Origin of the sequence: Marivita hallyeonensis (assembly GCF_900129875.1) — a bacterium.
Classification (GTDB): Bacteria; Pseudomonadota; Alphaproteobacteria; order Rhodobacterales; family Rhodobacteraceae; genus Marivita; species Marivita hallyeonensis.
In genome coordinates this window covers 164,309-190,090 of the sequence record NZ_FQXC01000002.1, presented here as the reverse complement: position 1 = coordinate 190,090, position 25,782 = coordinate 164,309, and the positions used below count along the sequence as shown (strand labels likewise).

The 25,782-nt window shown below is 61.3% G+C and carries 25 protein-coding genes and 2 tRNA genes; 11 read left to right on the top strand and 16 right to left on the bottom strand.

What is annotated here, in order from left to right; all coding sequences use genetic code 11:
* Positions 1–2 precede the first annotated feature (2 nt).
* The 6 genes from BUA42_RS06560 to fabI all read right to left on the bottom strand — a co-directional run bounded on the left by BUA42_RS06560 (position 3) and on the right by fabI (position 5,756).
* Positions 3–1,847, bottom strand: a complete 1,845-nt coding sequence (locus BUA42_RS06560; RefSeq protein ID WP_072776925.1) for a peptidylprolyl isomerase — start codon at positions 1,845–1,847, stop codon at positions 3–5.
* Between the two features lie 41 nt (positions 1,848–1,888).
* Complete coding sequence (locus BUA42_RS06555; RefSeq protein ID WP_072776924.1) at positions 1,889–3,085, bottom strand: aminotransferase; 1,197 nt, start codon at positions 3,083–3,085, stop codon at positions 1,889–1,891.
* Between the two features lie 119 nt (positions 3,086–3,204).
* Positions 3,205–3,708, bottom strand: coding sequence for a xanthine phosphoribosyltransferase (gpt, locus tag BUA42_RS06550; RefSeq protein WP_072776923.1), 504 nt, complete (start codon positions 3,706–3,708; stop codon positions 3,205–3,207).
* A 17-nt stretch (positions 3,709–3,725) separates the two neighbouring features.
* The gene (locus BUA42_RS06545; RefSeq protein WP_072776922.1) at positions 3,726–4,337 is read right to left on the bottom strand and encodes a LysE family translocator; all 612 of its coding nucleotides are present in this window, start codon (positions 4,335–4,337) and stop codon (positions 3,726–3,728) included.
* A 4-nt stretch (positions 4,338–4,341) separates the two neighbouring features.
* Entirely contained in the window at positions 4,342–4,944 is a 603-nt protein-coding gene (locus BUA42_RS06540) for a LysE family translocator (RefSeq protein ID WP_072776921.1), read from the bottom strand.
* Positions 4,945–4,949: 5 nt separating this feature from the next.
* Positions 4,950–5,756 (bottom strand): enoyl-ACP reductase FabI, encoded by an 807-nt coding sequence (gene fabI / locus BUA42_RS06535; RefSeq protein WP_072776920.1) that lies wholly within the window; start codon positions 5,754–5,756, stop codon positions 4,950–4,952.
* A gap of 165 nt (positions 5,757–5,921) precedes the next feature.
* Here fabI and pdxH point away from each other — a divergent pair, with 165 nt between their 5' ends.
* The 5 genes from pdxH to BUA42_RS06510 all read left to right on the top strand — a co-directional run bounded on the left by pdxH (position 5,922) and on the right by BUA42_RS06510 (position 11,959).
* Positions 5,922–6,527, top strand: a complete 606-nt coding sequence (gene pdxH / locus BUA42_RS06530) for a pyridoxamine 5'-phosphate oxidase (protein WP_072776919.1) — start codon at positions 5,922–5,924, stop codon at positions 6,525–6,527.
* A gap of 102 nt (positions 6,528–6,629) precedes the next feature.
* Positions 6,630–7,169 (top strand): cold-shock protein, encoded by a 540-nt coding sequence (locus tag BUA42_RS06525; protein WP_072776918.1) that lies wholly within the window; start codon positions 6,630–6,632, stop codon positions 7,167–7,169.
* Positions 7,148–7,624, top strand: a complete 477-nt coding sequence (locus BUA42_RS06520; protein ID WP_072776917.1) for a DUF192 domain-containing protein — start codon at positions 7,148–7,150, stop codon at positions 7,622–7,624. Before BUA42_RS06525 ends, BUA42_RS06520 begins: the two co-directional genes overlap by 22 nt.
* Before the next feature lie 60 nt (positions 7,625–7,684).
* Positions 7,685–7,761 (top strand) — tRNA-Pro (locus BUA42_RS06515).
* Positions 7,762–8,296: 535 nt separating this feature from the next.
* Complete coding sequence (locus tag BUA42_RS06510) at positions 8,297–11,959, top strand: vitamin B12-dependent ribonucleotide reductase (RefSeq protein ID WP_072776916.1); 3,663 nt, start codon at positions 8,297–8,299, stop codon at positions 11,957–11,959.
* 142 nt (positions 11,960–12,101) lie between these two features.
* Here BUA42_RS06510 and BUA42_RS06505 read toward each other — a convergent pair whose 3' ends face one another.
* Positions 12,102–12,560, bottom strand: coding sequence for an RNA polymerase sigma factor (locus tag BUA42_RS06505; protein ID WP_072776915.1), 459 nt, complete (start codon positions 12,558–12,560; stop codon positions 12,102–12,104).
* Between the two features lie 223 nt (positions 12,561–12,783).
* On the opposite strand from BUA42_RS06505, the gene BUA42_RS06500 reads away from it, so the two are divergent.
* Entirely contained in the window at positions 12,784–13,035 is a 252-nt protein-coding gene (locus tag BUA42_RS06500) for an EF-hand domain-containing protein (RefSeq protein WP_072777446.1), read from the top strand.
* Between the two features lie 70 nt (positions 13,036–13,105).
* On the opposite strand, the gene BUA42_RS06495 is transcribed toward BUA42_RS06500, so the two are convergent.
* Together BUA42_RS06495 and BUA42_RS06490 are read right to left on the bottom strand one after the other, a co-directional pair.
* On the bottom strand, positions 13,106–16,306 hold the full coding sequence (locus tag BUA42_RS06495; RefSeq protein WP_072776914.1) for a reductive dehalogenase: 3,201 nt from the start codon (positions 16,304–16,306) through the stop codon (positions 13,106–13,108).
* A gap of 45 nt (positions 16,307–16,351) precedes the next feature.
* Positions 16,352–17,017 carry a helix-turn-helix transcriptional regulator gene (locus tag BUA42_RS06490; protein WP_072776913.1) on the bottom strand — a complete coding sequence of 222 codons (666 nt, stop codon included), beginning with the start codon at positions 17,015–17,017 and terminating at the stop codon, positions 16,352–16,354.
* Positions 17,018–17,202: 185 nt separating this feature from the next.
* On the opposite strand from BUA42_RS06490, the gene BUA42_RS06485 reads away from it, so the two are divergent.
* Genes BUA42_RS06485 through BUA42_RS06470 form a run of 4 tightly spaced genes read left to right on the top strand, consistent with a single transcriptional unit; the run spans position 17,203 to position 19,609 of the window.
* Positions 17,203–17,421, top strand: a complete 219-nt coding sequence (locus BUA42_RS06485) for a twin-arginine translocase TatA/TatE family subunit (RefSeq protein ID WP_072776912.1) — start codon at positions 17,203–17,205, stop codon at positions 17,419–17,421.
* Positions 17,422–17,427: 6 nt separating this feature from the next.
* On the top strand, positions 17,428–17,883 hold the full coding sequence (gene tatB, locus BUA42_RS06480) for a Sec-independent protein translocase protein TatB (protein ID WP_072776911.1): 456 nt from the start codon (positions 17,428–17,430) through the stop codon (positions 17,881–17,883).
* Positions 17,880–18,776: a twin-arginine translocase subunit TatC gene (gene tatC / locus BUA42_RS06475; protein WP_072776910.1), complete on the top strand. Its 897-nt coding sequence runs from the start codon at positions 17,880–17,882 to the stop codon at positions 18,774–18,776. Before tatB ends, tatC begins: the two co-directional genes overlap by 4 nt.
* A gap of 8 nt (positions 18,777–18,784) precedes the next feature.
* Positions 18,785–19,609, top strand: coding sequence for an ATP-binding protein (locus BUA42_RS06470; protein ID WP_072777445.1), 825 nt, complete (start codon positions 18,785–18,787; stop codon positions 19,607–19,609).
* Positions 19,610–19,761: 152 nt separating this feature from the next.
* On the opposite strand, the gene BUA42_RS06465 is transcribed toward BUA42_RS06470, so the two are convergent.
* The 4 genes from BUA42_RS06465 to BUA42_RS06450 are packed head-to-tail and all read right to left on the bottom strand — an operon-like array spanning position 19,762 to position 22,756.
* Complete coding sequence (locus BUA42_RS06465) at positions 19,762–20,844, bottom strand: methyltetrahydrofolate cobalamin methyltransferase (RefSeq protein ID WP_072776909.1); 1,083 nt, start codon at positions 20,842–20,844, stop codon at positions 19,762–19,764.
* Positions 20,841–21,500, bottom strand: a complete 660-nt coding sequence (locus tag BUA42_RS06460) for an HAD family hydrolase (RefSeq protein WP_072776908.1) — start codon at positions 21,498–21,500, stop codon at positions 20,841–20,843. The genes BUA42_RS06465 and BUA42_RS06460 overlap by 4 nt, the downstream gene beginning before the upstream one ends.
* Positions 21,501–21,506: 6 nt before the next feature.
* Entirely contained in the window at positions 21,507–22,433 is a 927-nt protein-coding gene (locus tag BUA42_RS06455; protein WP_072776907.1) for a methylenetetrahydrofolate reductase, read from the bottom strand.
* Positions 22,434–22,450: 17 nt separating this feature from the next.
* Positions 22,451–22,756, bottom strand: a complete 306-nt coding sequence (locus BUA42_RS06450) for a virulence factor (protein WP_072777444.1) — start codon at positions 22,754–22,756, stop codon at positions 22,451–22,453.
* A 265-nt stretch (positions 22,757–23,021) separates the two neighbouring features.
* Here BUA42_RS06450 and BUA42_RS06445 point away from each other — a divergent pair, with 265 nt between their 5' ends.
* Positions 23,022–24,134: a Ppx/GppA phosphatase family protein gene (locus BUA42_RS06445; protein ID WP_072776906.1), complete on the top strand. Its 1,113-nt coding sequence runs from the start codon at positions 23,022–23,024 to the stop codon at positions 24,132–24,134.
* A gap of 3 nt (positions 24,135–24,137) precedes the next feature.
* Here BUA42_RS06445 and aroQ read toward each other — a convergent pair whose 3' ends face one another.
* The 3 genes from aroQ to BUA42_RS06430 all read right to left on the bottom strand — a co-directional run bounded on the left by aroQ (position 24,138) and on the right by BUA42_RS06430 (position 25,771).
* The gene (gene aroQ / locus BUA42_RS06440; protein ID WP_072776905.1) at positions 24,138–24,575 is read right to left on the bottom strand and encodes a type II 3-dehydroquinate dehydratase; all 438 of its coding nucleotides are present in this window, start codon (positions 24,573–24,575) and stop codon (positions 24,138–24,140) included.
* Between the two features lie 127 nt (positions 24,576–24,702).
* A tRNA-Asn gene (locus BUA42_RS06435) sits at positions 24,703–24,777 on the bottom strand.
* 82 nt (positions 24,778–24,859) lie between these two features.
* Positions 24,860–25,771: an MBL fold metallo-hydrolase gene (locus tag BUA42_RS06430; RefSeq protein WP_072777443.1), complete on the bottom strand. Its 912-nt coding sequence runs from the start codon at positions 25,769–25,771 to the stop codon at positions 24,860–24,862.
* Positions 25,772–25,782 lie beyond the last annotated feature (11 nt).

The following is a 25,782-nucleotide window of genomic DNA, read 5'->3' as shown; positions in this document are numbered from 1 at the left end:
GGTTACTGGATATAGGCGTGCACGGCGTTTATCGCGGTCTGGTTGACCTCGACACCGGCAGTGCGCTGGATGCTGGTTGCAAAGGCGCGGAACAGATCCTCGGCGATGTCGTTCGACGCTTGGTTGCGCAGGGCCTGCGCCAGCAGATCCATGGTTTCATCGCTGCGGTCGACCGGGTTGATTGCATCGAGACGAAGCAGGATGACGTCACCAACGCCCGCGATGGCCCGTGCATTCCCGACGTTCATCTCGAAAACGGCGGTGAGCAGATCAGCCGGCAGATCCGTGATTTGAGCGTTTCGGCCAAGGCCGGTTTCGGTCGTCGGTGTCAGTTCGACACTTTCGAAGGCCGCACCGCCCGACAATTGCGCGGCGACGCCTTCGGCAAGGCCCATCAGCTGTGCGGTTTGCTCGCGCGTGTCCCAGCCACGACGGACCTGGTCGATCACATCCTCGATCGGCTGCGGTGCGGGCGGCTGGATGCGGTTCAGGCGCATGGCAAAGATGCCACCATCGCCAAGCTGGAGAATCTCGGGGAAATCGCCTTCGGTCAGTTGCGCGGCGGCTTCGCCAAAGGCTTCATAGGCCGCGATCGCTCCGTCCGCGCCGGGGAACCAGTCGATCTGGCCAAGTTCGGCCTCGGTGGTCTCTGCCAGTTCCTCGAGCGTGGCGCCAGCGGCCAATTCATCGTCCAGCGTCTGCGCGAGGGCCTCGATCACGCGGCGCGCGCGATCGAGCGCCAGTTCGCCGCGCAGATCTGGGCGGGCGTCTTCGAAGGTCGTCACCTGCGCGTCGAGCACGGCGTTCACGCGGAAGAGTGCCGGTCCAAGGTTTGACGGTAGCGGGCCAACCACCTCGCCGACCTCGGCGTTGAAGACCGCGTCACCGGCGTCGCCCAACGCGTCCTGCGTGACGTCGCCCATGTCCACGTCGTCCAGTGCCAGACCGCGTTCGTCTACGAGGTCTTCGAAGCGCAACTCGTCATTCAGACGCGCCAGCGCCGCCTCGGCCGCGGCGGTGTCGCTGTAGACGAGACGTTCGACGAGGCGGCGTTCGGGTTGGTTGAACTGATCGAAGCGTTCGTCATAAGCGGCGCGGAGGGTGTCCTCTTCGACTTCGACGGTGTCGACGATCATGTCAGGCGTGATCCACGCGTAGGTGATGTCGCGCAGCTCGGGCAGGGTATAGGCATCGATATTGTCTTCGTAATACGCCTGCAGGTCGGCCTCGGACGGCTCGGGCAGGCCGGTCTGCAAATCCGATCCGGTCAGCCGCGCCCAGGTGAAGTCCCGGGTTTCGCCGGTATAGGCGAGCAGCGTATCGATATAGGTGTCCGGCAGGGTGTTGCCCGCGATCAGGGCGCTTTGCAGGATGGTGCGCGCGGTCTCGTCGCGCAGCTGCTCTTCGAACTCGGCTTCCGACAGCCCCTGATTGCGCAGGGCGAAGCGGTAGGATTCCCGGTTGAATGTGCCATCGCTGCCACGGAACGACGGGACCTGGGCAAGCTGGTCCGCGACCACTTCATCGCCGACAGACAAGCCGATGCTCGCTGCTTCGTTGTCGAGACTGCGCGCCGTGATCAGTTGCGCCAGCACCTGACGGTCAATGCCAAGTGCCTGCGCCTCGGACATGGGAACGGCGCGTCCGGCCTGCGCGGCGAAGGCGTTGATCTCGTTGCGCAGGGCGGTGACATAGGCGTCGGTCGACACTTCCTTTTCGCCGACCGTCGCAACCGAGCGCGCGGTGCCGGTCAGGCTGGTCGCGCCAAAGCCCGCAAGACCCACGAACAGCAGGCCCATCAGGATCCAGATGAAGGTCTTTGACAGTTTGCCTTTGCCCATCGCCATAGCGGTGTGTTCCTTGCTCTTCGCCGTTGATTTGCGTGTGTCTACGCGGCAGCGGTCGGGCTCGCAAGGGGCCAGTCCAGTGCGGCAAGACGGGTGAACAGGGTTGTGATCCCCTCACGGTCGACATTGGCGAAGGCGATGCGGAACTGCCGCGCGCCCGACGGGTCGTTGGCGGGGGTGAACATGGTGCCGGGCAGGGCGAGGATGCCCGCTTCCCGCACCAGTTTCGGAGCCAGTGTTGCGCTGCTTTCGGCGAAAGGATGTTCAAGATACGCGAAATACGCCCCGCACCCCATCAGCCGCCATCCCTTGTCGTCGAGCAGGGGCATGTTGTCATGGATCGCCGCGCGCCGGTCGAGGATTTCCTCCCTTTCGCCGGCAAGCCAGTCTTTCAGGTTCCGAAGTCCCCAGAGCGCGGCCTTCTGGCCCAGTTGCGGCGGGCAGATGGCGACGGTGTCGAGGAACTTTTCGACTTCGGCAAGAAGCGCCTGATCGGCGATGATCGCGCCGACGCGATGACCGGTGAGGCGGTAGGCCTTCGAGAATGAGTAGAGCTGTATCAGCGTATCGGACCAGTCAGCGTCGGAGAGCAGGCCGTGCGGTGGCGTCGGACGGCTGTCGAAATCGCGGTAAGTTTCGTCGACGATGAGCTTGAGACCGTTTGCGCGTGCAAGGTCGTAGAATGCCTTGAGTGTGTCGGCGGGATATTCCACGCCGCCCGGGTTGTTGGGTGACACCAGAGCGATGGCGCGGGTTCGGGGGGTGATGAGCGCCCCTGCCAGTGACGCGTCGGGAATCAGGTCGGGCCCGGTCTTGAGCGCGATCGCGGTGACACCGGACATGTCGAGCCACATCTTGTGATTGAAGTACCACGGCGTCGGCAGGATGACCTCGTCCCCCTGATCGCACAGGGCCGCGATTACCGCCGCGAAGGCCTGGTTGCAGCCTGAGGTGATGGCGACCTGCGACGGGGTTACGGTGCCGTGGTAATGCGCGGACCACTGGTCGCTGAGTTCCTCGCGCAGCGCGGGCAGGCCAAGTACCGGTCCGTAAAGATGCGTGTCGGGTTCAGTCAACGCCTCGGCCATCGCGTCGCGCAGCGGCGCGGGGGGTGGATCGACCGGGGCGGCCTGGCTGACATTGATCAGCGGCTGGTTGTCCGGAAACGTCGCGCCTTCGAGCCAGCGGCGGGCTTCCATGACCGGGGGCGCAAACGTGGCTTGGGTCCGCGTTGTCATGTCGGGTTCTCCAGAGTGTGCGCCTGCGGCGCGCTGGTTTGGTATGGTTCAGGGGCGCTGCCCCTCTTGGCCTTCGGCCAATTCACCCCGAGGTATATGCGAAACAGAGAAGCTGCGGGTCAGTCTTTGCCCCGGTAGGGTTCGACATATTGCAGGGCCATGTCCCAGGGGAAGAAGATCCAGGTGTCCTGGCTGACCTCGGTGATGAAGGTCTGGACCTGCGGGCGCCCCTTTGGTTTGGCGTAAACGGTCGCGATATGCGCGTTGGGCATATGAGCCCGAACCACCTCGAGCGTGCGCCCGGTATCCACGAGGTCGTCCACCACCAGAACACCGGTGCCATCACCGACCACGTCCATATCGGGGGATTTGATCACCTGTGGTTCGGACTGGGTCTGGTGGTTGTAGCTTTTTACGCTGATCGTATCGACCATGCGGATGTCCAGTTCGCGCGCAACAATCATGGCAGGGGCCATACCGCCCCGGGTGATGGCGACCACCGCCTTCCAGGCGCCGTCATCGGGGCCTTGGCCGTCGAGGCGCCAGGCCAGCGCGCGGGCATCGCGGTGCAGTTGATCCCAGCTTACGTGGAAGCCTTTTTCATGCGGCAGACGGTCGGTCATTGGATCCTCCGGAATGATCAGAACAGGGCGATACGCACGCCGAAGAGCGCGATCAACCCGCCAAACGCGCGGTCGATGCCGGTTTTCAGGCGGCCATAGGCGCTGCGCGCGTGTTGAAAGGAAAAGATGCGGGCGACGAGGATGTACCACAGCGTTTCGTTCGCGAAGATAATCGCCAGCAAGAGCACGCGGATGGAAAGCGGTGTGTCGGCGGGGACCAGACCCACGAAGACGGCGCCGAAAAAGACGGCAGTCTTGGGGTTGGACGCGAAGGTGACAAAACCGAACCAGATGGCGGAGAACGCGCTGCGTGGCGGTTGCGCACTGGTATCGGGCAAAGGATCCTTGGCGTGCCGCCACATCATGATGGCGATGTAGACAAGAAAGGCGCCGCCGATGAGTTTCAACGCGAGAAACAGCTGCGGCACCAATTCGAAAAGAAGCGCGAGGCCTGCCATGGCGGCCGCGGCCCAGAGCACGGCTCCGAGCCCGAATCCGATGGCGAGCGCGACGGCGGTGCCAAACCCTTCGGAGACGGCGGTGCGGGCCGAGACGACGAAGGACGGTCCAGGGCTCATCGCCGCGACGAGGTGAATGAGCGCAATGCTGAGGATGGCGGCGGTTGTCATGTCCTCAGCGCCCAAACAGAAGGCGCAGACCCAGCGCGCCGAGGATCACCGATGCGGCGCGATCGACCAGAGGCTTGAGACGAAGATACCCGGCGCGGGCCGGGGCGCTGGACAGACAGGCCGCGAAAATGGTGTAGGCCACGACCTCGACGACGAAGTGATTGAGCACGATCAGCGCTTTTGCGCCAAGGGTGAGATCGGGCGGAAAGATCACAACCAGAACTGCACCTGCGAAGAGCACGGATTTCGGGTTGGCGGCGTTCACTAAAATGCCGCCGAGATAGGCTCGCGCGCCCGGATGCGCAGAATCGCTTACCGCGTCCCTGGCATGGCGCCAGAGCTGGATCGCGATCCAGATCAGGTAGACCGCACCCGCTGTCTTGAGCAGAAGATACGCCCACGGCACCACCGCAAAAACCGCGTTCAATCCGAGCAGGGCCGCCCCGGTCCAGAGCGCCGCCATCGTCGCAAGCCCCGCACCGGTCGCCACACCTGCCGCGAAACCGCCCGCAACCGACTGACGCAGCGCGTAGAGCAGCGCGGGACCGGGAGCGGCCAGGGCGGCGAGCAGAGTGAGGTTGAAGGCGATGAACTGCGCGGTGGTCATGCCGGTTATTCCTTGCTCATGTCTGGCGCGTCGACCGCTTTCATTCCCACCACATGATACCCGGCGTCGACGTGGTGGGTCTCTCCGGTCACGCCCGCGCCCAGATCGGACAAGAGGTAGAGGGCCGAGTTGCCAACGTCATCGATGCTCACGTTGCGGCGCAAGGGCGAGTTGTACTCGTTCCATTTCATGATGTAGCGGAAATCGCCGATGCCGGATGCGGCGAGCGTCTTGATCGGACCCGCCGAGATCGCGTTGACGCGAATGCCGTCCTTTCCGAGGTCTTCGGCCAGATAGCGTACCGACGATTCCAGCGCGGCCTTGGCGACACCCATCACGTTGTAATGCGGCATGATCCGTTCCGCGCCGTAATAGGTCATGGTCAGCGCCGCGCCGCCATTGGTCATCATCTTTTCGGCGCGTTGCATCACGGCAGTGAAGGAATAGACCGAGATATCCATGGTCATGTTGAAATTGGCGCGCGTGGTGTCGACATAGCGACCGCGCAATTCGTTCTTGTCGGAAAAACCGATCGCGTGAACCACGAAATCGAGCGTGTCCCAGCGGGTTTTCAGGTCTTGGAAAAGGCTGTCGATCGACTCTTCGTCGCTTACGTCACAGGGCAGGACGATGTCCGAGCCAAGCTTTTCGGCGAGCGGGTCGACGCGTTTTTTCAGGGCGTCACCCTGGTAGGAAAAGGCCATCTCCGCCCCGGCGGCCCCCAAGGCCTTGGCAATGCCCCATGCGATGGACTTGTCGTTCGCAAGACCCATGATAAGTCCGCGCTTTCCCGCCATAATCCCGTCTTGCATGACACAGTGCCCCTTCTGCTAAAGTGTATATGTCGTTTAGGCGAAGGGCGCGAGGGCGGCAAGGCTGCGCGTGATTTCCGTTTATATCACGTAATTGGGTGACTCGACGTCCTACTCGACAAGACCTTAAAGCGTGCGCTACGCGAAATTTTTCGAGGAGACCATATGAGTGACCGCACCGGAATATTCGCGGGTGATGATCCGTTTGAGATTGCCCGTCGCTGGCTGAAAGAGGCCGAGGCGGCCGAGGTCAATGACCCGAATGCGATTGCGCTGTCCACGGTGGATGCAGCGGGCATGCCAAACGTGCGCATGGTGCTTCTCAAGGAGATCGAAGACGACGCCTTTGTCTTCTACACCAATTATGAGAGCCGCAAAGCGCAGGAAATCGATGGGGCGGGAAAGGCCGCGTTTGTTCTGCACTCGAAATCGTTGCACCGGCAAATCCGGGTCCGTGGGACGGTCACGAAAGAAGACGGTGAACGGGCCGATGCCTATTATGCTTCGCGGTCGCTCAAGAGCCGGTTGGGGGCTTGGGCGTCGAAACAATCGCAGCCTCTGGGGTCGCGTGGCGAGCTCATGGCGGAGGTGGCGAAACTGACGGCAAAGCTCGGGACGAACCCGCCGCGACCGCCGTTCTGGGGCGGGTATCGGATCAGCCCGACCGAAATGGAATTCTGGGCCGATGGCCCGTTTCGCCTGCATGACCGGTTCCGCTGGGTTCGAAATGAGGGTGAAAAGGGATGGAATATCAGTCGCTTGAACCCTTGACGCTCACGTCACGTGAAATGCGCGGCTTGTTTTCATTCCGGAAATAGGATGTTTTTGGCTTGCAACCCATCACCACACGGCCAAAATTGGAGTGGGAATTTGATGTTGGATAAGAATGTGGAACAGTCGCAAGACGTGGATGCGCGCGTTTCAGGTCACGTGAAATGGTTCGACCCGACGAAGGGGTTCGGGTTTCTGGTTTCCGATGATGGAGGACCGGACATCCTTCTTCACGCGAACGTGCTGCGCAACTACGGGCAGGGCTCGGTTGCGGACGGCGCGCGGATCGACGTGATCGTTCAGTCGACGGGGCGAGGCCTTCAGGCGATCGAGATCCTGAAGATCGCGCCGCCCGAAGGCGGTGACGTGGCACCGCTCGAGGACTTCAGCGGTGTGTCTCCGGACGAGATCGCGGCGGCCGAGCTTGAGCCGGCGCGTGTCAAATGGTTCGACAAGTCCAAGGGCTTTGGGTTTGCGAATGTCTACGGGCGGTCCGAAGATGTGTTTATTCATATCGAAGTCTTGCGCCGGTCCGGGCTTTCCGATCTTTTCCCCGGCGAAGCGCTCGCGCTGCGCGCCATCGACAGCAAGCGGGGGCGCATGGCTGTTGAGGTGCTTGCATGGGAAAGTGGTTTGGACTGAGCTTTGCGCTTGCGCTAGCCGCAACCGAAACGTTTGCACTCGATGCTTGTCAGGACGACACCATTCACCTGCGAGGGGACTGGGGGACGGCGCGGTTTTCCATTGACCTTGCGGACACGCCAGAGGAACGCAGCCGCGGCTTGATGTTCGTGGAAGACATGCCGCGGATGTTCGGCATGCTCTTTGTCTACGACCGCGAACAGACCGTTTCATTCTGGATGAAGAACACGCTCATCCCGCTGGACATGATTTTTGCCGATAGCGAAGGAGTGGTGCAGCGTATCCATTCCAACGCGGTCCCGGGGGACCTGACAGCCATTCCCGGCGGGTCGAACATTCAGTTCGTGCTGGAAATCAACGGCGGGATGGCCGACCGGTTGGGCATGGATGTTGGCACCGAAATGCGGCATCCAGCCATTCCCACCGAAGATGCCGCGTGGCCCTGCGGATCCTAGGCAAGCGGCGGAAAAAACCGCTTTTCAAATCGGACCACGACCGCTAAACGACGCGGCAGTCGGGGCGTAGCGCAGCCTGGTAGCGCGACGGTTTTGGGTACCGTAGGTCGCAAGTTCGAATCTTGCCGTCCCGACCATCATTCTCTTCCGCCACAGTTTCCAAATGCAGCCAACCGCGTTGCTAAGCGGCTGTTCTTGTTCAATTCCATTGAGCGTGGGATCAAAGTCACAGCCGTGATGTCAGACAGATTCGGCACGAGCCGAATAACGGGCGCTGACAATCCTCCAGCGACATTGAAGTGCGCCTTGAATACCTGTGGATAACTTTCTGACAGCGCTGAAAATTCCGCCCGCGCTTTATCCACAGACTTATCCGTCAGTCATCCACAGCTGAATCACCAGCCCTTGTGTCTTCTCTGCCGGTCAACCCAAAATCTATGTCAAAAAGTCGAAAAAACGTGTTGACGACTCTGTGAGCCTTCCGTCAGGTTGTGCAGGTCGGTCGATGCAACCACAACATATAGTGTTTCGGCGGACAAAGGGACGGGGATACCGGAAGACATGCTCACTCGCATTTCGCCTGCGCACACTGCCGTGCGCGGACCGGCATACTTGTCTCGATCTTGGCCTCATTTTGGGCCGTTGGGGTAGTCAAAAAAAGAGACCGGTGCGATGAAAATCGAAAGAAAATTTACGACAGCAGGGCAGGACGCGTATGCGGGGATCGAGTTTGTCTCGACCACGTCGGAAATTCGGAATCCTGATGGAACCGTCGTCTTCAAATTGGACGACGTGGAGGTTCCGGCAAGCTGGAGCCAGGTGGCAAGCGATGTCATCGCACAGAAGTATTTCCGAAAGGCGGGCGTCCCCGTTGCGCTGAAGAAGGTCAAGGAAAAGGACGTGCCGTCCTTCCTGTGGCGCTCGACCGCCGAAGACGAAGGCACCGAGCGCACTGGCGAAATTTCCTCCAAACAGGTCTTCGACCGCTTGGCAGGCGCGTGGGCGTACTGGGGCTGGAAAGGTGGCTACTTCAGCACCGAAGAAGACGCGCAGGCCTACTATGATGAGATGCGCCACATGCTGGCAACCCAGCGCGCCGCGCCGAATTCGCCGCAGTGGTTCAACACCGGTCTGCACTGGGCTTACGGCATCGACGGCCCAAGCCAGGGCCACCACTATGTCGACTACAAGACGGGCAAGCTGACCAAGTCGGACAGCGCCTACGAACATCCGCAGCCGCATGCGTGTTTCATCCAGTCCTGCTCGGACGATCTGGTGAACGATGGCGGCATCATGGACCTTTGGGTGCGTGAAGCGCGTCTCTTCAAGTATGGGTCCGGTACCGGCACCAATTTCAGCCACCTGCGCGGCGAGGGCGAACCGCTGTCCGGCGGTGGCAAGTCGTCGGGCCTGATGGGCTTCCTCAAGATCGGCGACCGCGCGGCGGGCGCGATCAAGTCGGGCGGCACCACACGCCGGGCGGCCAAGATGGTCATCTGTGATGCCGACCACCCGGATATCGAGCAATTCATCAACTGGAAGGTCAAGGAAGAGCAGAAGGTTGCCAGCATCGTCGCGGGGTCGAAGATGCACGAGAAGATGCTGAACGGCATTTTCGAAGCGATCCGCACCTGGGACGGCACCGAAGAAGACGCCTACGATCCCAAGAAAAACAATGCCTTGAAAGACGCAATTCGCGCCGCAAAAGGCGTGATGATCCCCGAGACCTACATCAAGCGCGTGCTCGATTACGCGCGGCAGGGCTATGCTTCGATCGAGTTTCCGACCTACGACACCGATTGGGACTCGGAAGCCTATGCCAGTGTGTCGGGGCAGAATTCCAACAACTCGATCCGCGTCACCAATGCGTTTCTGGATGCGGTCAAGAACGACGCTGATTGGGAACTGATCCGTCGCACCGATGGCAGCGTCGCCAAAACGATCAAGGCACGCGACCTGTGGGAAGATGTGGGTCACGCAGCATGGGCCTGTGCCGATCCGGGCATCCAGTTCCACGACACCGTCAACGAATGGCACACCTGCCCGGCAGACGGTGAGATTCGTGGTTCAAACCCTTGTTCTGAATACATGTTCCTTGACGACACAGCGTGCAACCTCGCGTCGATGAACCTGCTGACCTTCCTCAAGGACGGTGAGTTTCAGGCAGATGACTATATGCATGCCACCCGCCTCTGGACCTTGACGCTCGAGATCAGCGTCTTGATGGCGCAGTTCCCGTCCAAGGAAATCGCGCAGCGCTCCTATGACTTCCGCACGCTGGGTCTGGGCTACGCCAATATTGGCGGGCTCTTGATGAACCTCGGCTACAGCTATGACAGTGACGAGGGTCGCGCGCTCTGCGGTGCTCTGACGGCGATTATGACGGGCGTGTCTTATGCCACCTCGGCCGAGATCGCGGGCGAGTTGGGGCCGTTCCCGGGCTACAAGAAGAACGCCGATCACATGTTGCGCGTCATCCGCAACCACCGCAACGCCGCTTATGGCGCGACGGACGGCTATGAGGGGCTGTCGGTCAAGCCGGTGGCGTTGGATCATGCCAACTGCCCGGACAGCCGTCTTGTCGATCTGGCGATGTCGTCCTGGGACGAGGCGCTGCGGTTGGGTGAAAAGCACGGCTACCGCAACGCGCAGGCGACTGTGATCGCGCCGACGGGCACCATCGGTCTGGTCATGGATTGCGACACAACCGGGATCGAGCCGGACTTTGCGCTGGTGAAGTTCAAGAAGCTCGCAGGCGGCGGCTACTTCAAGATCATCAACCAATCCGTTCCGGCGGCTTTGGAAAAGCTGGGTTACGGATCTGCGCAGATCGAGGAGATCGTGTCCTACGCGGTCGGTCATGGCACCATCGGCAACGCGCCGGGCATCAACCACACCTCCCTGATCGGCCACGGCTTTGGCCCGGCGCAGTTGGAAAAGGTGGACGCGGCCCTTGCTGCCGCCTTCGACATTCGCTTCGTGTTCAACCAGTGGACGCTGGGCGAAGAGTTCTGCCGCGAGGTGTTGGGCATTCCTGCGGATAAGCTGAACGATCCGACCTTCGATTTGCTGCGGCATCTCGGGTTCTCGAAGGCCGACATCGACGCTGCGAACGACCACGTGTGCGGGACGATGACGCTGGAAGGCGCGCCGCATCTGAAGGACGAGCATCTGTCGGTCTTCGACTGCGCCAACCCCTGCGGCAAGAAGGGCAAGCGCTTTCTGTCCGTGGACAGCCACATCACAATGATGGCGGCGGCGCAGAGCTTCATCTCGGGTGCGATCTCCAAGACGATCAATATGCCCAACGATGCGACCATCGAGGATTGCCAGAAAGCCTATGAGCTAAGCTGGTCGTTGGGCACCAAGGCCAACGCGCTTTACCGCGACGGCTCCAAGCTGTCCCAGCCTCTCGCGGCTGCCTTGGTCGAGGACGACGAAGAAGCACAAGAGGTGCTGGAAAGCGGGTCCATCCCGGAAAAGGCGCAAGTGCTGGCCGAGAAGATCGTCGAAAAGGTGGTCATCAAGGAAATCGCCAAGTCGCACCGTGAGAAGATGCCGGAACGGCGCAAGGGTTATACGCAAAAAGCCATCGTTGGTGGGCACAAGGTTTACCTGCGCACGGGTGAATACGAAGATGGGTCCCTGGGCGAGATCTTTATCGACATGCACAAGGAAGGTGCGGGCTTCCGGGCGATGATGAACAACTTTGCCATCGCTGTGAGCGTCGGCCTGCAATACGGTGTTCCGCTTGAGGAATTCGTCGATGCCTTCACCTTCACCAAGTTCGAACCGGCGGGCATGGTGCAGGGCAATGACAGTATCAAGAACGCGACCTCGATCCTCGACTACATCTTCCGCGAACTGGCGGTCAGCTACCTCGACCGCACCGATCTGGCGCATGTGAAACCGGAAGGCGCGACTTTCGACGATATCGGTCGCGGCGAGGAAGAGGGCGTGTCGAACGTAAAGGAGATCAGTGAAAGTGCGGCGTCCAAGTCTTTGGAAGTGCTTAAGCAAATCTCGTCGACCGGGTACCTTCGGAAGCGGTTGCCGCAAGAGCTGATCGTGCTCCAGGGCGGTCAGGCGGCCGCGGTCGCCTTCGGTGGTGGCGATCCCGTGACGGCGCTCAACACGCTGGTGCCGGAAACGGCGGGTGTCACAGCCGTCGCGCTGGAGACCACGACATCGACCACGGCGATGACTGCTGTCACTCGGGCCAAGATGCAGGGCTACGAAGGCGAGGCCTGCGGCGATTGCGGCAATTACACGCTGGTGCGCAACGGCACCTGCATGAAGTGCAACACCTGCGGAGCAACGAGCGGGTGTAGCTAACCAGTCACGAGGCGGGTGCGCCCGCCTCTGACGCGCGTCAGGCCGCAGGCAAGATTATTCCGAGCGGTATACAAATGGGAGCTTGACGAGCGAAACTCAGAAGGGGGCCACTGCGGCCCCCTTTTTTTTCCAAACTTGCGCGTCAGAAGACCGAACTCACCCCGATAGCCTCCCGCAAACGCGCGCGGGCGCGGGCAAGGCGGGACATGACGGTGCCGACAGGAATGTCGAGCTCTTCGGCCAGCTCGCTTGGCGTGATCCCCTCGTAGGCCACGCGCCGCAGCAGGGCGCGGTCGGTTTGGGGCAGGTGGTCGAGATGGACCAGCACCTCGGCGCAGAAACAGGCAAGAGTGGCGTCCTCGGACGACGGCAGATCCTCGTCCTCAAGCGTGTCATGCCGTGCGATCGACTTGGATCTGGCCAAAGCCGCATGACGCAGGGCAGTCATCATGTAGGGCAAAGGCCGGTCGATCCGCGCGCCGTCGGCTTCCCGCTCCAACAGGGCGAGGCACGCGTCGTGGCACAGGTCTTCCGCATCCGCGTGAGAGCGGGTCAGGCGGCGGGCGCGTGCGCGCAGGCGCGGCAGGTGATCCGTATCCATGCATCCGGTATGACAGCGGGAAAATCCCCGGCCAGCCCGGGGCTTTCCGCCGACGGCGATCTCCCGCGCTTTTTCAGCGATGGGCTGCGCATGGCCACGAGCAAAACTGGCAGGTCTGCGCGCACGCAGGAGGTGACGGGATGCGAGGGCCGGTTTCGCCCTCATACATCGTGAAGGTCGCAACATCGCGGCGCTTCACATGAAGTTTGACATGGAGAAACACATGAAACGCACAATCGCAAAACTGATCGCACTTGGCCTGATCGCTTTGCCGGGAGCAGCCCTCGCGGCCGACTATGTGGCGGCCGATGGCAATGGCGACGGAATGCTGTCGCTGGAAGAGGTTCAGGCCATCCTGCCCGAAGTCACCACCGATACCTTCATTGCGGTGGATGCAGACGGTGATGGCCTTCTCAATCAGGACGAGTTGGCGGTGGCACAGACCGAGGGCCTGATGCCTGCATCGGACGGCTAACCTCCCTGCGTGGCTCCGGTCATCCGCGTGCCGGGGCCACGCGACTTAGTTCGTCCGAAATATCAGCATATTACAGGTCGATCGTGATCTCACCGTCCGCCCTTGCCGCCCGCGACTGGCAGAGGATGATCTGATCCGCACGCTGCGCCTTCGACAGAACGAAGTCCCGGTGTTCGACATCACCGCTCAGCACCCGGGCCTTGCACACCCCGCAAATCCCATCTGAACACTTCACATCCACCGCAATCCCGTTCTCCGCCAGCACGTCCGTCGCTGTCTTGTCGGCGGGTACGATGAAACTTCGCCCATCTTTCAGGCGCAGCGTAAAGGGGTGGTTTTCGTACGCCGGCTGCTCCGGCACAGCGAAGTATTCCAGGTGCCGGTGGTCATCGGGAAATTCTTTGGCTTCAGCGGCTTCCATGACGGCTTGCATGTAGTGGTCGGGGCCGCAGGTGTAGACATGATGCCCATCGGTATACTTGGGCAGCGTTGTGGCCAGATCAATGCGGCTGCCTTCGTCGCTAACATGTAGATGGACCTGCGAGGCCCAGGGCACGGATTGCAGGTCCTCAAGATATCCGGCATCCGCGCGCGACGGGATGGAGTAGTGCAGCGCGAAATCTCTGCCGAGTGCGTGCAGCTGGTGCGCCATGGCGATCATCGGTGTGACGCCGATGCCGCCCCCCAGAAGCCAGGTGAATTTGGCATCCTCGACCAGCGGAAAATGGTTGATCGGGTGCGAGATGAACACCTTGCGTCCCTCGGTGAAGACACGGTGCAGAAGGGCCGATCCACCACGCCCCGCATCTTCGCGCAGCACTCCGATCTGGTACGTACTGCGATCAGCCGGATCGCCGGACATGGAATACTGCCGCAGGTATTCCGGCGCCACGACCAGATCGAGATGCGCACCGGCGTCCCACGCAGGCAAGGCGGAGCCGTCGATGCTTTGGAATTCGTATTTCGTGACCGAGGGCGACATCCGTTCTACCTTGCTCACGATCACCGGGATGACCGGGCTTTCGGTTACGTCCTTCACCCGATGCAGATGCGTGGTGTCGCCCTTCGCCAGTCGCGCTCTGTGCGTGTCGGCGTCGACCATCTCGCCATAGGCCTTGATCCCGGCCTCGCGGTCCATCGGATCGGGGTAAGGGTAGGGATGTGGTGCCAGTGGTGCCGGATAGACGGCAAGCGTCTGGTCCTCGTACTTTAGATCAAGGCCCTTTTGCAGATCGCGGGCGTTCACCGGCTTGTCCGTCGGGCGATACCCACCGTCCTCTTGCAGTTCGAGGTCCCACCACCATTTCTTGACCGGGTTCAATCCGCCACGTCCGAGCGCGTCGTCGAGTTTTGCCAAAACCGGGGCCGCCTGAGGCACGTTCATCGCGGCCCAGCGGAACGGCTTTTCGGCGAACAAACCTTCGAGGTTCCACGGGCAGGTCTTCATGCACCGCCCACACATTGCGCCGCCTTCGGTGGTGATCCGATAGGTGGCGCATTTCTGGCTGTCCGATTTCCAGATCTCGTAGCCGTTGAACATCAGCTTCGGCCCGGCGGTTATTGCGCCAGACGGGCACTCACGGGCGCATTTGTTGCAGCTTTCGCAGAATTTCTGCAGACCGAAGTCGATGGGCTTGTCATGGGCAAGCGGCATATCGGTGGTGATGACGCCGGATTTCAGACGCGGGCCAAGGAAGGGGTTGAGGATCACTTCGCCGATGCGGCTGACTTCGCCGAGTCCCGACAGCAGCAGCAGCGGCGGTTGCAGCACCTCTCCATCCATCACGCTATGCGCCTTCGCGCTGTAGCCGAGGTTGCGGATCTGCCGTGCGATCACGCCCCCCAGAAGCGAAAACCGAAGATAGGCGCGCATCGATTGGGCGACGCTGATCCAATCGTCGCCGGACGCGCCTTCCATCGTCTCGTAGCCTTGGTCGATGATGACGCTGATCGCCTGATCGTGCGGCGGGTCGATGGGGTCGCCGCGCGCGTCGTGGCTGTACCACGCCCAGTCCGGGCAGCGGCTGATCCCGATGGCGTCCACGCCAAGCCAATAGGCAGTGGCCTTGATCGCATCGGCGTGGCCTTGCGGGTCGGGTACGTGGCGTTCGGGGGCAGGATCACCGTCCTGCAGGAGCACAAACGCGCCGAGCATCCGTCTTTGCGCCGACGACGGTGCCGATTTCCGGACGTAATGCCCGCCTTTGGCGCCGTCCTGCAGCTTCTTTCCCATGTCACCGAACAGCGCACGCGCGAACATATCGGTGCGCTTCGGAACACGCGGGACGTTTGCTTCGTCGATATAGGTCGTCGGGATGTCAACGCGTTTAAGCGTCTCGAACGGATGGGGGCCGTCGATGTATCGGCGTCGGTCAAACGGGTTCGTGTTCAGACTTGAGCGCGCGGATTCGGTGCCGAGGGTCCACGACAGCCCATGTGTGACCGCGTGTGGTTGGTCAGGTGACAGGGGCTGGTCGTGTTGCATCTCGAAGGTCGTGGACACGACCGCGACGCCAAAGCGGTCACCGAGCCACGGATTGACCAACCGGCCGTCCGAAACGTACGCCAACCCGGCCGCAACCGTACAAGTGTTCAGATCGACATCCGTGCTGGTCGCGGAATGCGCCTTCGCGTCCCAACCAAGAAGGCGCAGGTAGTTGGCGACAACCACGGCCGTTTCGGTTGCGCGCAGGCAGGCGCGATGGGCCTGTGCGCCTTCAATCCAGCCTGTGCCGGGCTCATTGGGCTTTGGGTCCCGCGGGATTTCGTACAGAAACACCAGCGCCGTCTGGTGATCGGCGATGGTCGTCTGCGGCGCGTCCATCGACTCCTTGAGGTCCGCCATGATGAGGTCGATGCCAGAGGCGAGGGTTTTCGTTTGCTGCGTCCGCAGAGCCTCTGCCAAACGGTCGATATCGGGATTGCGCGTTGGGGTGGAAAGCCGCGCTTCTGCGGGAACTGGCCCGATGCCGACCATTGACGCGTCCGAGAAATATCCGAATGCTTTCAGGTGATTGGAGCGTTCATTTAAATCTGTGGGCACGATTGACGGCGACCGGTTCACAAACCCGTCCCGAATGGCGTCCATCATCGCCTGGTAGTCGGTCATGGCGTTGATGATGGATGCCGGATCGTTGGCGCGCCGGAAGCTCAACGCGCCGTCGCGTGGGACGGAAGACAGGTCTGGCATCGGTCCGCGCACTGCTGTTTCCAAGGGAAACGGGCCCAAATGCACCGGGCGTGCCTTGTCCGAAAAGAGCCGAATACCCAAAGGGTGTCTCCTCACCTGTCCGGACGCAAGTGCATCATCGCTGCCTCAGGACTGCAAGGCATGAAAATCCTTCAGCCGCTTGCCTGCCTCATCCACGAACAGGCCTGGCAGCGGTGACAGCTCGATCACGCGGTCCATGCGGAAGGTTTCGAATGCCTCGTTTGTTTCGCTCCAGACAACGCAGGTCCAGATGCGACCCCAGTAGTCGAGGTGCAAGGGACGGACGATCTGCGGCGCCTCTTCGCCCTGTATGCGCAGACGCAGTTTCTGGCGCGCTCGGATGGCTTTGCGAAAGGCGGGCATGTGCTGAAACCCCTGTGCGGCCTCGGCAAAGGGGTAGGTGGCAAAGCCGAACCGTGCAGAGGGCGCGCCGACGTCTTCGGGCAGGACGGCGTCGACCTTGTCGGCAAGGCTGCGGGCGGCCTCGGCCAGATCATCGGTGGTGCCCGAGCCAACGGCCGCCAAACCGATATGCAGGGCCTCGAGCTCGACCTCGGTCAGGTTCAAAGGTGGCAAGGTGATCATCGCCCGGGCTGTGTAGCCGGACCCGCGCGCACCTTCGACCGGAACGCCCGAGGCAGCGAGCGTTTCCATGTCCCGGTAGATGGTGCGCACCGAGACATTGAGGTCCTGCGCCATGGCCTCTGCCGTGTGCAGATGTCCGTCCTTGAGCCGCTGCATCAAAGCGTAAAGCCGGTCGGCGCGTTTCATGCGATTCTCCTCATCTTGCGCATCAATACTGACAAAAACCTGTCAACTGACAAGCTCTTGACAAAAATCGCTGCGATTTGCCCCGGGGCCACGGATTTTGGCGCTTTTCCACAGGGGGCAAACCCACTAGAACCGGATCGAATTCAGCCGCGTGATCGCGGCAGGGACGATTCAAGGAGAGAGCGATGCTCAACAATATCGGCCTTCCGGGCCTTCTGCTGATCGCGGTCGTGGTCCTCGTGCTGTTTGGTCGCGGCAAAATCTCGTCACTGATGGGCGAGGTGGGCAAAGGCATCACGGCCTTCAAAAAGGGCGTGAAAGACGGCACCGAAGAAATCGAACAGGCCAATTCGGGTGACGAGGCCAAGGACGTGACGCCTGAGTCCGAAAAGGACAAGGTGTAACCCTAGATGTTCGATCTTGGCTGGACGGAGCTTCTGGTCATCGGCGTTGTTGCGCTGATTGTCGTGGGGCCAAAGGATCTTCCCGTGCTGTTTCGCAGCATCGGGCGGTTCATGGGCAAAGCGCGCGGGATGGCGCGTGAGTTCAGCCGTGCGATGAACGAAGCGGCGGATGACGCGGGTGTGGCGGATGTGGCCAAGACCTTCAAATCCGCAGCCAATCCGGTCAGTTCCGCAATGGATGGCGTGAAAGATGCCGCCAAGGCGATGACGGATATCAATCCCGACAGTCATACAGGTAAGCTGTCCGCCGAACGGCAGGAAGCGAAGAAAAAGATCGAGCTGTCTGCGGCCAAGGCTGCGGCGGAACGCAAGGCGCGGGAAGCCAAGGAAGCGGCGGACAAAGTCGCCAAGATGGAAGCCGCCGCCAAGCCGGACGCGACCGACACGAAAGACGCGTCATGAACAGTACGCCGGACGAGATCGAGGACAGCTCCGCCCCGCTGATCGAGCATCTGGCCGAGCTGCGCAATCGCCTGATCCATTCGGTGGTCGCCTTCATCATCGGGATGATCATCTGTTTCACGGTGGCGACGCCAATCTTCAACTTCCTGACGGCCCCTTTGTGCCAGGTGCTGGCAACGCGCGGTCAGGATTGCGACCTGATTTTCATCAGCCCGCAGGAAGGCTTTTTTGTCGCCATCAAGATCTCTCTCTTGGGCGGCTTCATGCTGGCCTTTCCCTATATCAGCCTGCAGATGTGGCGCTTTGTGGCACCGGGACTTTACAAGTCCGAGAAGGGCGCGTTCCTGCCCTTCCTGGTCGCATCGCCGTTCATGTTCCTCTTGGGCGCGTCCTTTGCGTTCTACGTGGTCACACCGCTGGCCTACGATTTCTTCCTCGGCTTCCAGCAATTCGGCGCGGAAGGCGAGGCCGTGGTCGACGAAGAGGTCGCCCAAGGCCTGTCGGTCGTCTTTCAGGGCTCGGCCCAGGAATATCTGAACCTCACTGTAAAATTCATCGTGGCCTTTGGTCTTTGCTTTCAGTTGCCGGTTCTTCTGACCCTGATGGGCAAGGCGGGGTTGGTGAGTTCCGACGGCCTTGGATCGGTGCGCAAATACGCCGTGGTCGCGATCCTCGTTCTGGCCGCTCTGGTCACGCCGCCGGATGTCATCACACAGATCATCCTCTTCGTCGTGGTCTACGGTCTTTACGAAGTGTCCATTTTCCTTGTCCGCCGGGTGGAGCGGAAGCGCGAGAAAGAGCTGCGCGCGCAAGGCCTCTGGATGGAAGATGATGACCTCGAAGATGATCCTCTGATGAAAGAGTTCGACGAAGACGAGGGCGCGAAACAGTGATCGACCCGATGGAGCGGATCGCCGCTGCGCTGGAACGGCTTGCCCCCGCGCCGCAGCCTGCGCCTGACTTCGATGCCGCTGACGCGTTTGTCTGGCATGTGGGCCCGGACCATCTGCAGCCCGTGCCCGAGGTGAGCCGGGTGCCGGTTGACCTGTTGGTCGGTGTGGATCGCAGCCGGGACACGCTGCTTGCGAACACAAGGCAATTCGCCAGCGGCCTGCCCGCGAACAACGCTTTGTTGTGGGGCGCGCGCGGGATGGGCAAGTCGAGCCTTGTCAAAGCGGTGCATGCGGCGATCCTGGCAGAAGGTCAGTCGGCAAAACTTGTGGAATTGCAACGCGAGGATCTGCCGAGCGTGGCGCGACTGCTCAACCTTTTGCGAGTGTCGTCGCACCGGTTCATCCTGTTCTGCGATGATTTGAGCTTCAGCCACGACGACCAGCATTACAAATCTCTGAAAGCGGTGTTGGACGGTGGCGTTGAGGGGCGGCCGGAGAATGTGGTGTTCTATGCCACATCGAACCGGCGCCACCTGATGCCACGCGATATGATCGAGAATGAGCGGTCCTCGGCGATCAATCCGTCCGAAGCGGTCGAGGAGAAGGTATCGCTGTCCGACCGGTTTGGTCTCTGGCTTGGATTCCATCCCTGCAATCAGGACGATTACCTCGCCATGATCCGGGGGTATTGCGACGCGTATGGCGTCGAGATCGACGATGCGACGCTGCGTGCGGAAGCGATCGAATGGCAAGCCACGCGCGGATCGCGCTCGGGGCGCGTGGCGTGGCAGTATTTCACCGATCTGGCAGGGCGTCGCGGCGTACGTGTCTGACGCTGCCCCGCGCTGCCTGTGCCAACGACATTAACCAGTCCTTTGGCAGACCGGCCGACGTTCATAGAATTTACTGGCAACGGCCCAGAATCTTCGTACGAAGATTCTGAGACCGGGGTGCTAATTTTGCGTTAAGGGCCTTATTGCCAAGGTCACGCGCGGCGGCGTCGGCCTCCGGACCGACCTGCGCGACCGCGCCCTTCGTGGCCGGCTTTCGGGGGCTGTTTGTTGAATTCGATCCAGGCCGCGCCGCCTTCGTCATTGTTGGTCAGGAAGTTGGCCGCGCGGATCGCCTCCATCTCTTTGCCCGGCTTCGGCTTGGTCGAGCCCAGGCCAAACAGCTGGCAAAACGTCTCGTCATCCATTTCGGGCGGAAGAACGATGCCTGCAGCCTCGACTTCGGCTCTTTTCTCGGCGAGTTTCGTCGGCCCCACGGGCAAGGCCACCGGGTTCATGATTGCGCTGGTCATGCCCGCCGTGATTGCCATCGGCAGGAAGGCGTTGTTGATCCCGTGTCGGTTCGGAAGCCCGAAGCTGATATTCGACGCGCCACAGGTGGTGTTGACGCCCAGCTCTTCGCGCAGACGGCGGACAAGGGTGAAAACCTGCAACCCGGCAGTGCCCATCGCTCCGATTGGCATGACGAGCGGGTCGACAACGATATCATGCGCGGGAATGCCAAAATCCGCAGCACGCTCCACGATCTTCTTCGCAACGGCAAACCGCACGTCCGGATCTTCACTGATGCCGGTATCGTCATTCGAGATCGCGACGACCGGCACGTTGTATTTCTTCACCAGCGGCAACACCAGTTCGAGCCGCTCTTCTTCACCCGTGACCGAGTTCAGAAGCGGGCGGCCTTCGGCTGCGGCAAGCCCGTTTTCCAAGGCCCCGGGCACAGACGAGTCGATGCAGAGCGGGCAGTCGGTGACGGCCTGCACATGTTCGACCAGTTCCTTCATCAAGGTCGGCTCGACGAAGTTGTTGTCGGCGTAGCGCGGGTCTTCGGCCATCTTGTTCGAGAAGACCGCGCCCGAGTTGATATCGAGCACATTGGCACCAGCGGCCACCTGTGCCAGTGCATCCGCCTCAACCCGGCTGAAATCGCCGCGTTCCAACTCTTCGTTGAGGACCTTGCGACCGGTGGGGTTGATCCGCTCCCCGATGACGCAGAACGGCTGGTCGAACCCGATCAAGGCGGTTTTGGTTTTTGACTCGATAACGGTCCGTGTCATGCGGCGGCTCCTTTGAGGCGGTCCAGCAGGGCTGGCAACGCGGTGTCGGTGAAATCCTGGATGGTGGCGTGGGCGCCGTTGTCCCGCAGGTCTGCGTCTGACAAGGCCGAGCGCACACCGATGGTAAACGCACCGGATGCAGTGGCGGCACGCACGCCTGTGGGGCTGTCCTCGAAGGCGATGCAATCGTGGTGCGCGACCTCGAGGCGAGACATCGCCGTCAGATAGGGCTCGGGATGCGGTTTGGCATGGGTACACTCCTCGCCGATGATCACGTCATCGACGAAGTCTTGTGCCCCGATGGCCGCGAGCATCGCGTCGGCATTCAGCCGCATCGCGTTTGTCACCACAGATACGGCCCATCCTTGAGCGCGCGCCGTTTCAAGCACATCCAGCACCCCCGGCATCGGCGGGTAGGGTCGCGGCAGGCGGGCGCGGAACTCTGCCTCTTTCCATTCGCTCAGGCCCTGCGGGTCCGGTTCGTCCGGCAGGAATTCGGCAAACACGTCGACATTCAGCCGCCCGTGCACATGCGCCATGTAGAACCCATCCGTCATCTCTAGACCGCGCGACGCCCAAAGTTCCCTGTACACCTGCTCGTGGATCGCGTCCGAATTGAGCATGGTCCCGTCGAGGTCGAACAGAAGTGCCGGCATCTTAGCTCAGCGGGCCGAGACCGGCGCCGTGGACTCACCGCCGTTCTCGATCGCCCAGGTCGCGTTTGTCTTGATCCCGCCAAGCGGGAAGAAATGCACCTGTTCGATATTGAAGTCCGGGTTCTTGGCTTTGTGCGCGGCAAGCTTGGTCAACACATCTGTCGGTTCGTACGGCAAAAGCAGCTTCGACACGTCCATCGCGCGCTTTTGCAGAACCCTGAGTGACGGACCAACGCCGCAGGCAATGGCGAATTTGATCAGGGTCTGAAGCTTGGCCGGACCCGCAATCCCGATATGGACGGGCAGGGTGATCCCCGCTGCAGACAGGTCGTCGACCCATTTGATGATCGGATCGGCGTCGAAGGCGAATTGCGTGGCCAAGGCCATCTTCGCGTCCGTCCGTTCGGAAAACGCCTGCTTCCAGCGCAGAGCGTCTTCGACATTCTTCATGCCGCCCTTCGGATCGATGTCCTTGTTGCCTTCCGGGTGGCCAGCCACATGCAGTCGCGTGAAGCCCGCCTTGTCGAACAGCCCCGTCTCTAGAAGCTGCATGGAGGAATGGAACGCCCCATGAGGTTCCGCCACACCACCCGCGAGGAGAAGCGCCTGTTCGACACCGGCTTCGCCCTGATAGCGCGCGATCCAGTCAGCCAGCATCATGTCGTCCTTGATGATGCGCGCCGGGAAATGCGGCATGACAGGAAAACCGGCCTCGGCAAGGCGACGGGCGGTGGCAACCATGTCCTCAATCGGCGTGCCGTCGATATGGGCAATATAGACGCGCGTCCCGGGTGCCAGGAGCGCTTGAAAATCGTCAACCTTTTCGGCGGTCCGGGGCATCACCTCGATGGAGAAGCCTTTCAGGAACGCCTCCAGGTCCGGAGAACCGGCCTGCCGCGTGTCTTCACGCTTGCGGAAATTCAACAAAGCCATGATGGCCTCCTTCAGGGTCACGGGGCGACAGCCCAGCCTTCATTGTCTATCAGCGCTTTCAGTCGCGCTGCGTCGTATTCCGCTTCCAGTCGCGCGGCCTCTGCCGTGCAGACGTCCTGCGCGTCTCCGTCGATCGCGTAAGGCGTGGCCTTGCGCCATTCAGCGAGGTAGCTGTCGGTGTCCGCCGCGCCGACCTTCATCGCGGCGCGATCAATCGCTTGCTCGAAGCGCTCACTCAGCTGCGCCTTGGCGCCGCGACGGCCTTTGCCAACGATGATTTGCGCTGGAATATCGCGCCAGTACACAACTGTGACATCCGCCATGGAACCGATTCCTTCGCCATTTGCGCCTTCGTAATTGAGCGCATCGCGCGCCAAGGGTCGGTTTTCGACTTAACCGCTTCTGTCCGCGACCCTGCAACAACAATAGGGTCTGGGCGTGACAAATGCGATGCACCACCGAGGCCAAAATTCTCAGCCTTTGCATGAGCCGCGTTCATAAAGCCGATATCGTCCATCAGGACGCTTGCGATACGCCGTGCGCCCGCTTAGGTTTAATGCAAGTTACAAATTCGGAAGGCGCGAAGTCATGGCGCCAAAGCGTCCCAAAGGTGCGGGCGCATTCCCGAAACCGGTTGAGAGCCCCGCGCCGTCGAGGCCCGATCCATCCGAGCTGTATGCCGCGTTGGATCTGGGTACAAATAGTTGTCGGATGTTGATTGCCCAACCCAAGGGCAATCAATTCCACGTGGTCGACAGTTTTTCCAAGTCCGTTCAACTGGGTGCGGGCCTTGAGAAGTCTGGGCGCTTGAGCCGGTCGTCGATGAACCGGACCATCTCGGCGCTTCGCGTGTGTCAGCAGAAGATCCGTCGCCACGACGTACGTCGGATGCGACTTGTGGCGACCGAAGCCTGCCGGCGGGCACACAATTCACGTGAGTTCATCCGCCAGGTGAAGCGCGAAACCGGTCTCACGCTTGAGATCATACAGCCCGAGGAAGAAGCGCGGCTCGCAGTGATCTCCTGTGCGCCGCTCGTCAGCACGAAGACCGAGCAGCTGCTTGTCGTCGACATCGGCGGTGGCTCGACCGAGCTTGTCTGGATTGACCTGAGCGCTGTGCCGAGCTTCGAACGCCCGCGCGCCATCATGCGCCTGCATGCCGGGTTTCACACCAAGGACAGCCCGTTCCCCGCCGCGCGCGTCGTGGACTGGATCAGCGTACCCTTGGGCGTTGCGACCTTGCGTGACCAATTCTCAGACGTCGAAAGCGATTCCGCGCGTTATGCGTTGATGAGCTGGTATTTCGAGGAAAACCTCGCCGAATTCGCGCCTTATAAGGACGAACAGGCGCGCGAAGGTTTCCAGATTGTCGGCACAAGCGGCACTGTCACCACGGTGGCCGCCAGCCATCTGGGTCTCAAGCGCTACGACCGGACCAAGGTGGACGGGCTGCGTATGACGTCGGACCAGATCGAAAAGGTGATTTCGGGCTATCTGCGCCTTGGGCCGGAAGGCCGCCGCGCCGATCCACGTATTGGGCAGGACCGTCAGGCACTCATCATGTCCGGCGCGGCAATTCTGCAGGCCTTGCTCAGGTGCTGGCCGACGGATCGCCTGTCGGTCGCGGACCGGGGTTTGCGCGAGGGATTGCTTTACGCCCAGATGTCGGCGGACGGTGTGCTGGAAGACGGGTCGTTCTGAGCCTCAACCCAACAGGCTGATCACCCGCCGCAGCGCAAGTTCGTAGCCTTCGACCCCGAACCCCGCCAGAACGCCATCGGCGCGGGCAGACACGTAGGAGTGGTGCCTAAACGCTTCGCGCTTGTGGACGTTCGAGATGTGGACCTCGAAGACCAGCCCGTCGAAAGCCTGCAGTGCATCGAAGATCGCGATGGAGGTATGCGTGAAAGCGCCCGGGTTGATCACAATCGCTGCCGCCTCATCTCGAGCGCGGTGGATCATGTCGATGATCTCACCCTCGTGGTTCGACTGCATGGCGTCCAGTGTCAGACCTGCGCCGGTCGCCAACGCGGCGCACCGCTCTTTCACGTCCTCAAGCGTGTCCGCGCCGTAGATCTCGGGCTCGCGCTTTCCCAGTAGGTTGAGGTTCGGTCCATTGATCAGGAAAACGGTCTTCGACATGGCGCTGCTCCGGCATTGGTGGCGCAGCAGTGCCAGCTTCGTCCGAAGCAAGCAAGCCGTCCCGCGGCATCAAACGCATCACGCGTGTCGCGCGAGCGACATCAAGATCGGACCTTTTCGTTGATTTTGGCTCCGGCGGTAGGGATCGAACCTACGACCAATTGATTAACAGTCAACTGCTCTACCGCTGAGCTACGCCGGAACACGAGGCGCGGTTTAGCAACAGTGTCGGCGCGCGTCCAGAGGGTTTGATAAAAAAAACCGTCGAAAGAGACGTTATCGGGTCAGACCAGTTCGAATACCGCGTCAGCGGTCAATTCTCCCTTGGGGAAAACTCTTTTTTTTCCATATAGATCAATAATATGCGCAAGAACATTGCGCATCGCGGCGGGCAAGAGGATGGCGGGTGTATCCGTGTAGATGCGCTCTGCCAAGGTGGCGCATGTTGCGGGGCTGTCCTGCAGAGCATCCAGGATCGCGGCCTCCCGCGAAAGCCGATGCGAGATGAGCCAATCCAACCGCGCGGCCGGATCGTCAATCGGCGCGCCGTGGCCCGCATGAAAGCTTGACCAGCGCGTTTCTCGCAACATCCGGCAAGACGCCATGAAATCGGTCAGGTCACCATCAGGCGGCGAAACCAGCGAACTGGCCCAGCCCATGACGAGGTCCCCGCAAAACAGGTGATCGCCAAGGGCAAAGGCCAGATGATTACCGAAATGGCCCGGCGTATGGAGCGCGGTCAATGACGCTCCTTCGATCTCAACATTGTCGCCTGTTCGAAGGCAAATGTCCGGAGCAAAACCCGCGTCAACGCCTTCGCCACCTCCCACCAAACCCGTCGCGGCCAAGTGCTGCATCACCGCGCTGCGCCCACCTGTGGCATCCGAGAACGCGTAGATCGGCGCGCCGGTCGCTGCCTTGAGCCGCGCCGCAAGAGGCGAGTGGTCGACATGGGCGTGTGTCACAAGAATGGCGGCGACCGTCGCGCCAGCACACGCGTCAAGAATGGCCTGCAAATGGCTTGCGTCTTCTGGTCCCGGATCGATCACCGCAACCTCGCGTTCGCCGACAAGATAGGTGTTTGTGCCGCGAAAGGTCATCGGGGACGGATTGGGGGCGACGAGACGGCGGATGCCCGGGGCAACTTCCTCTGCCTCTCCGATCTTCGGGCGAAAGTCGGGCTGGGGGTCTTGCATCGAACGCATCC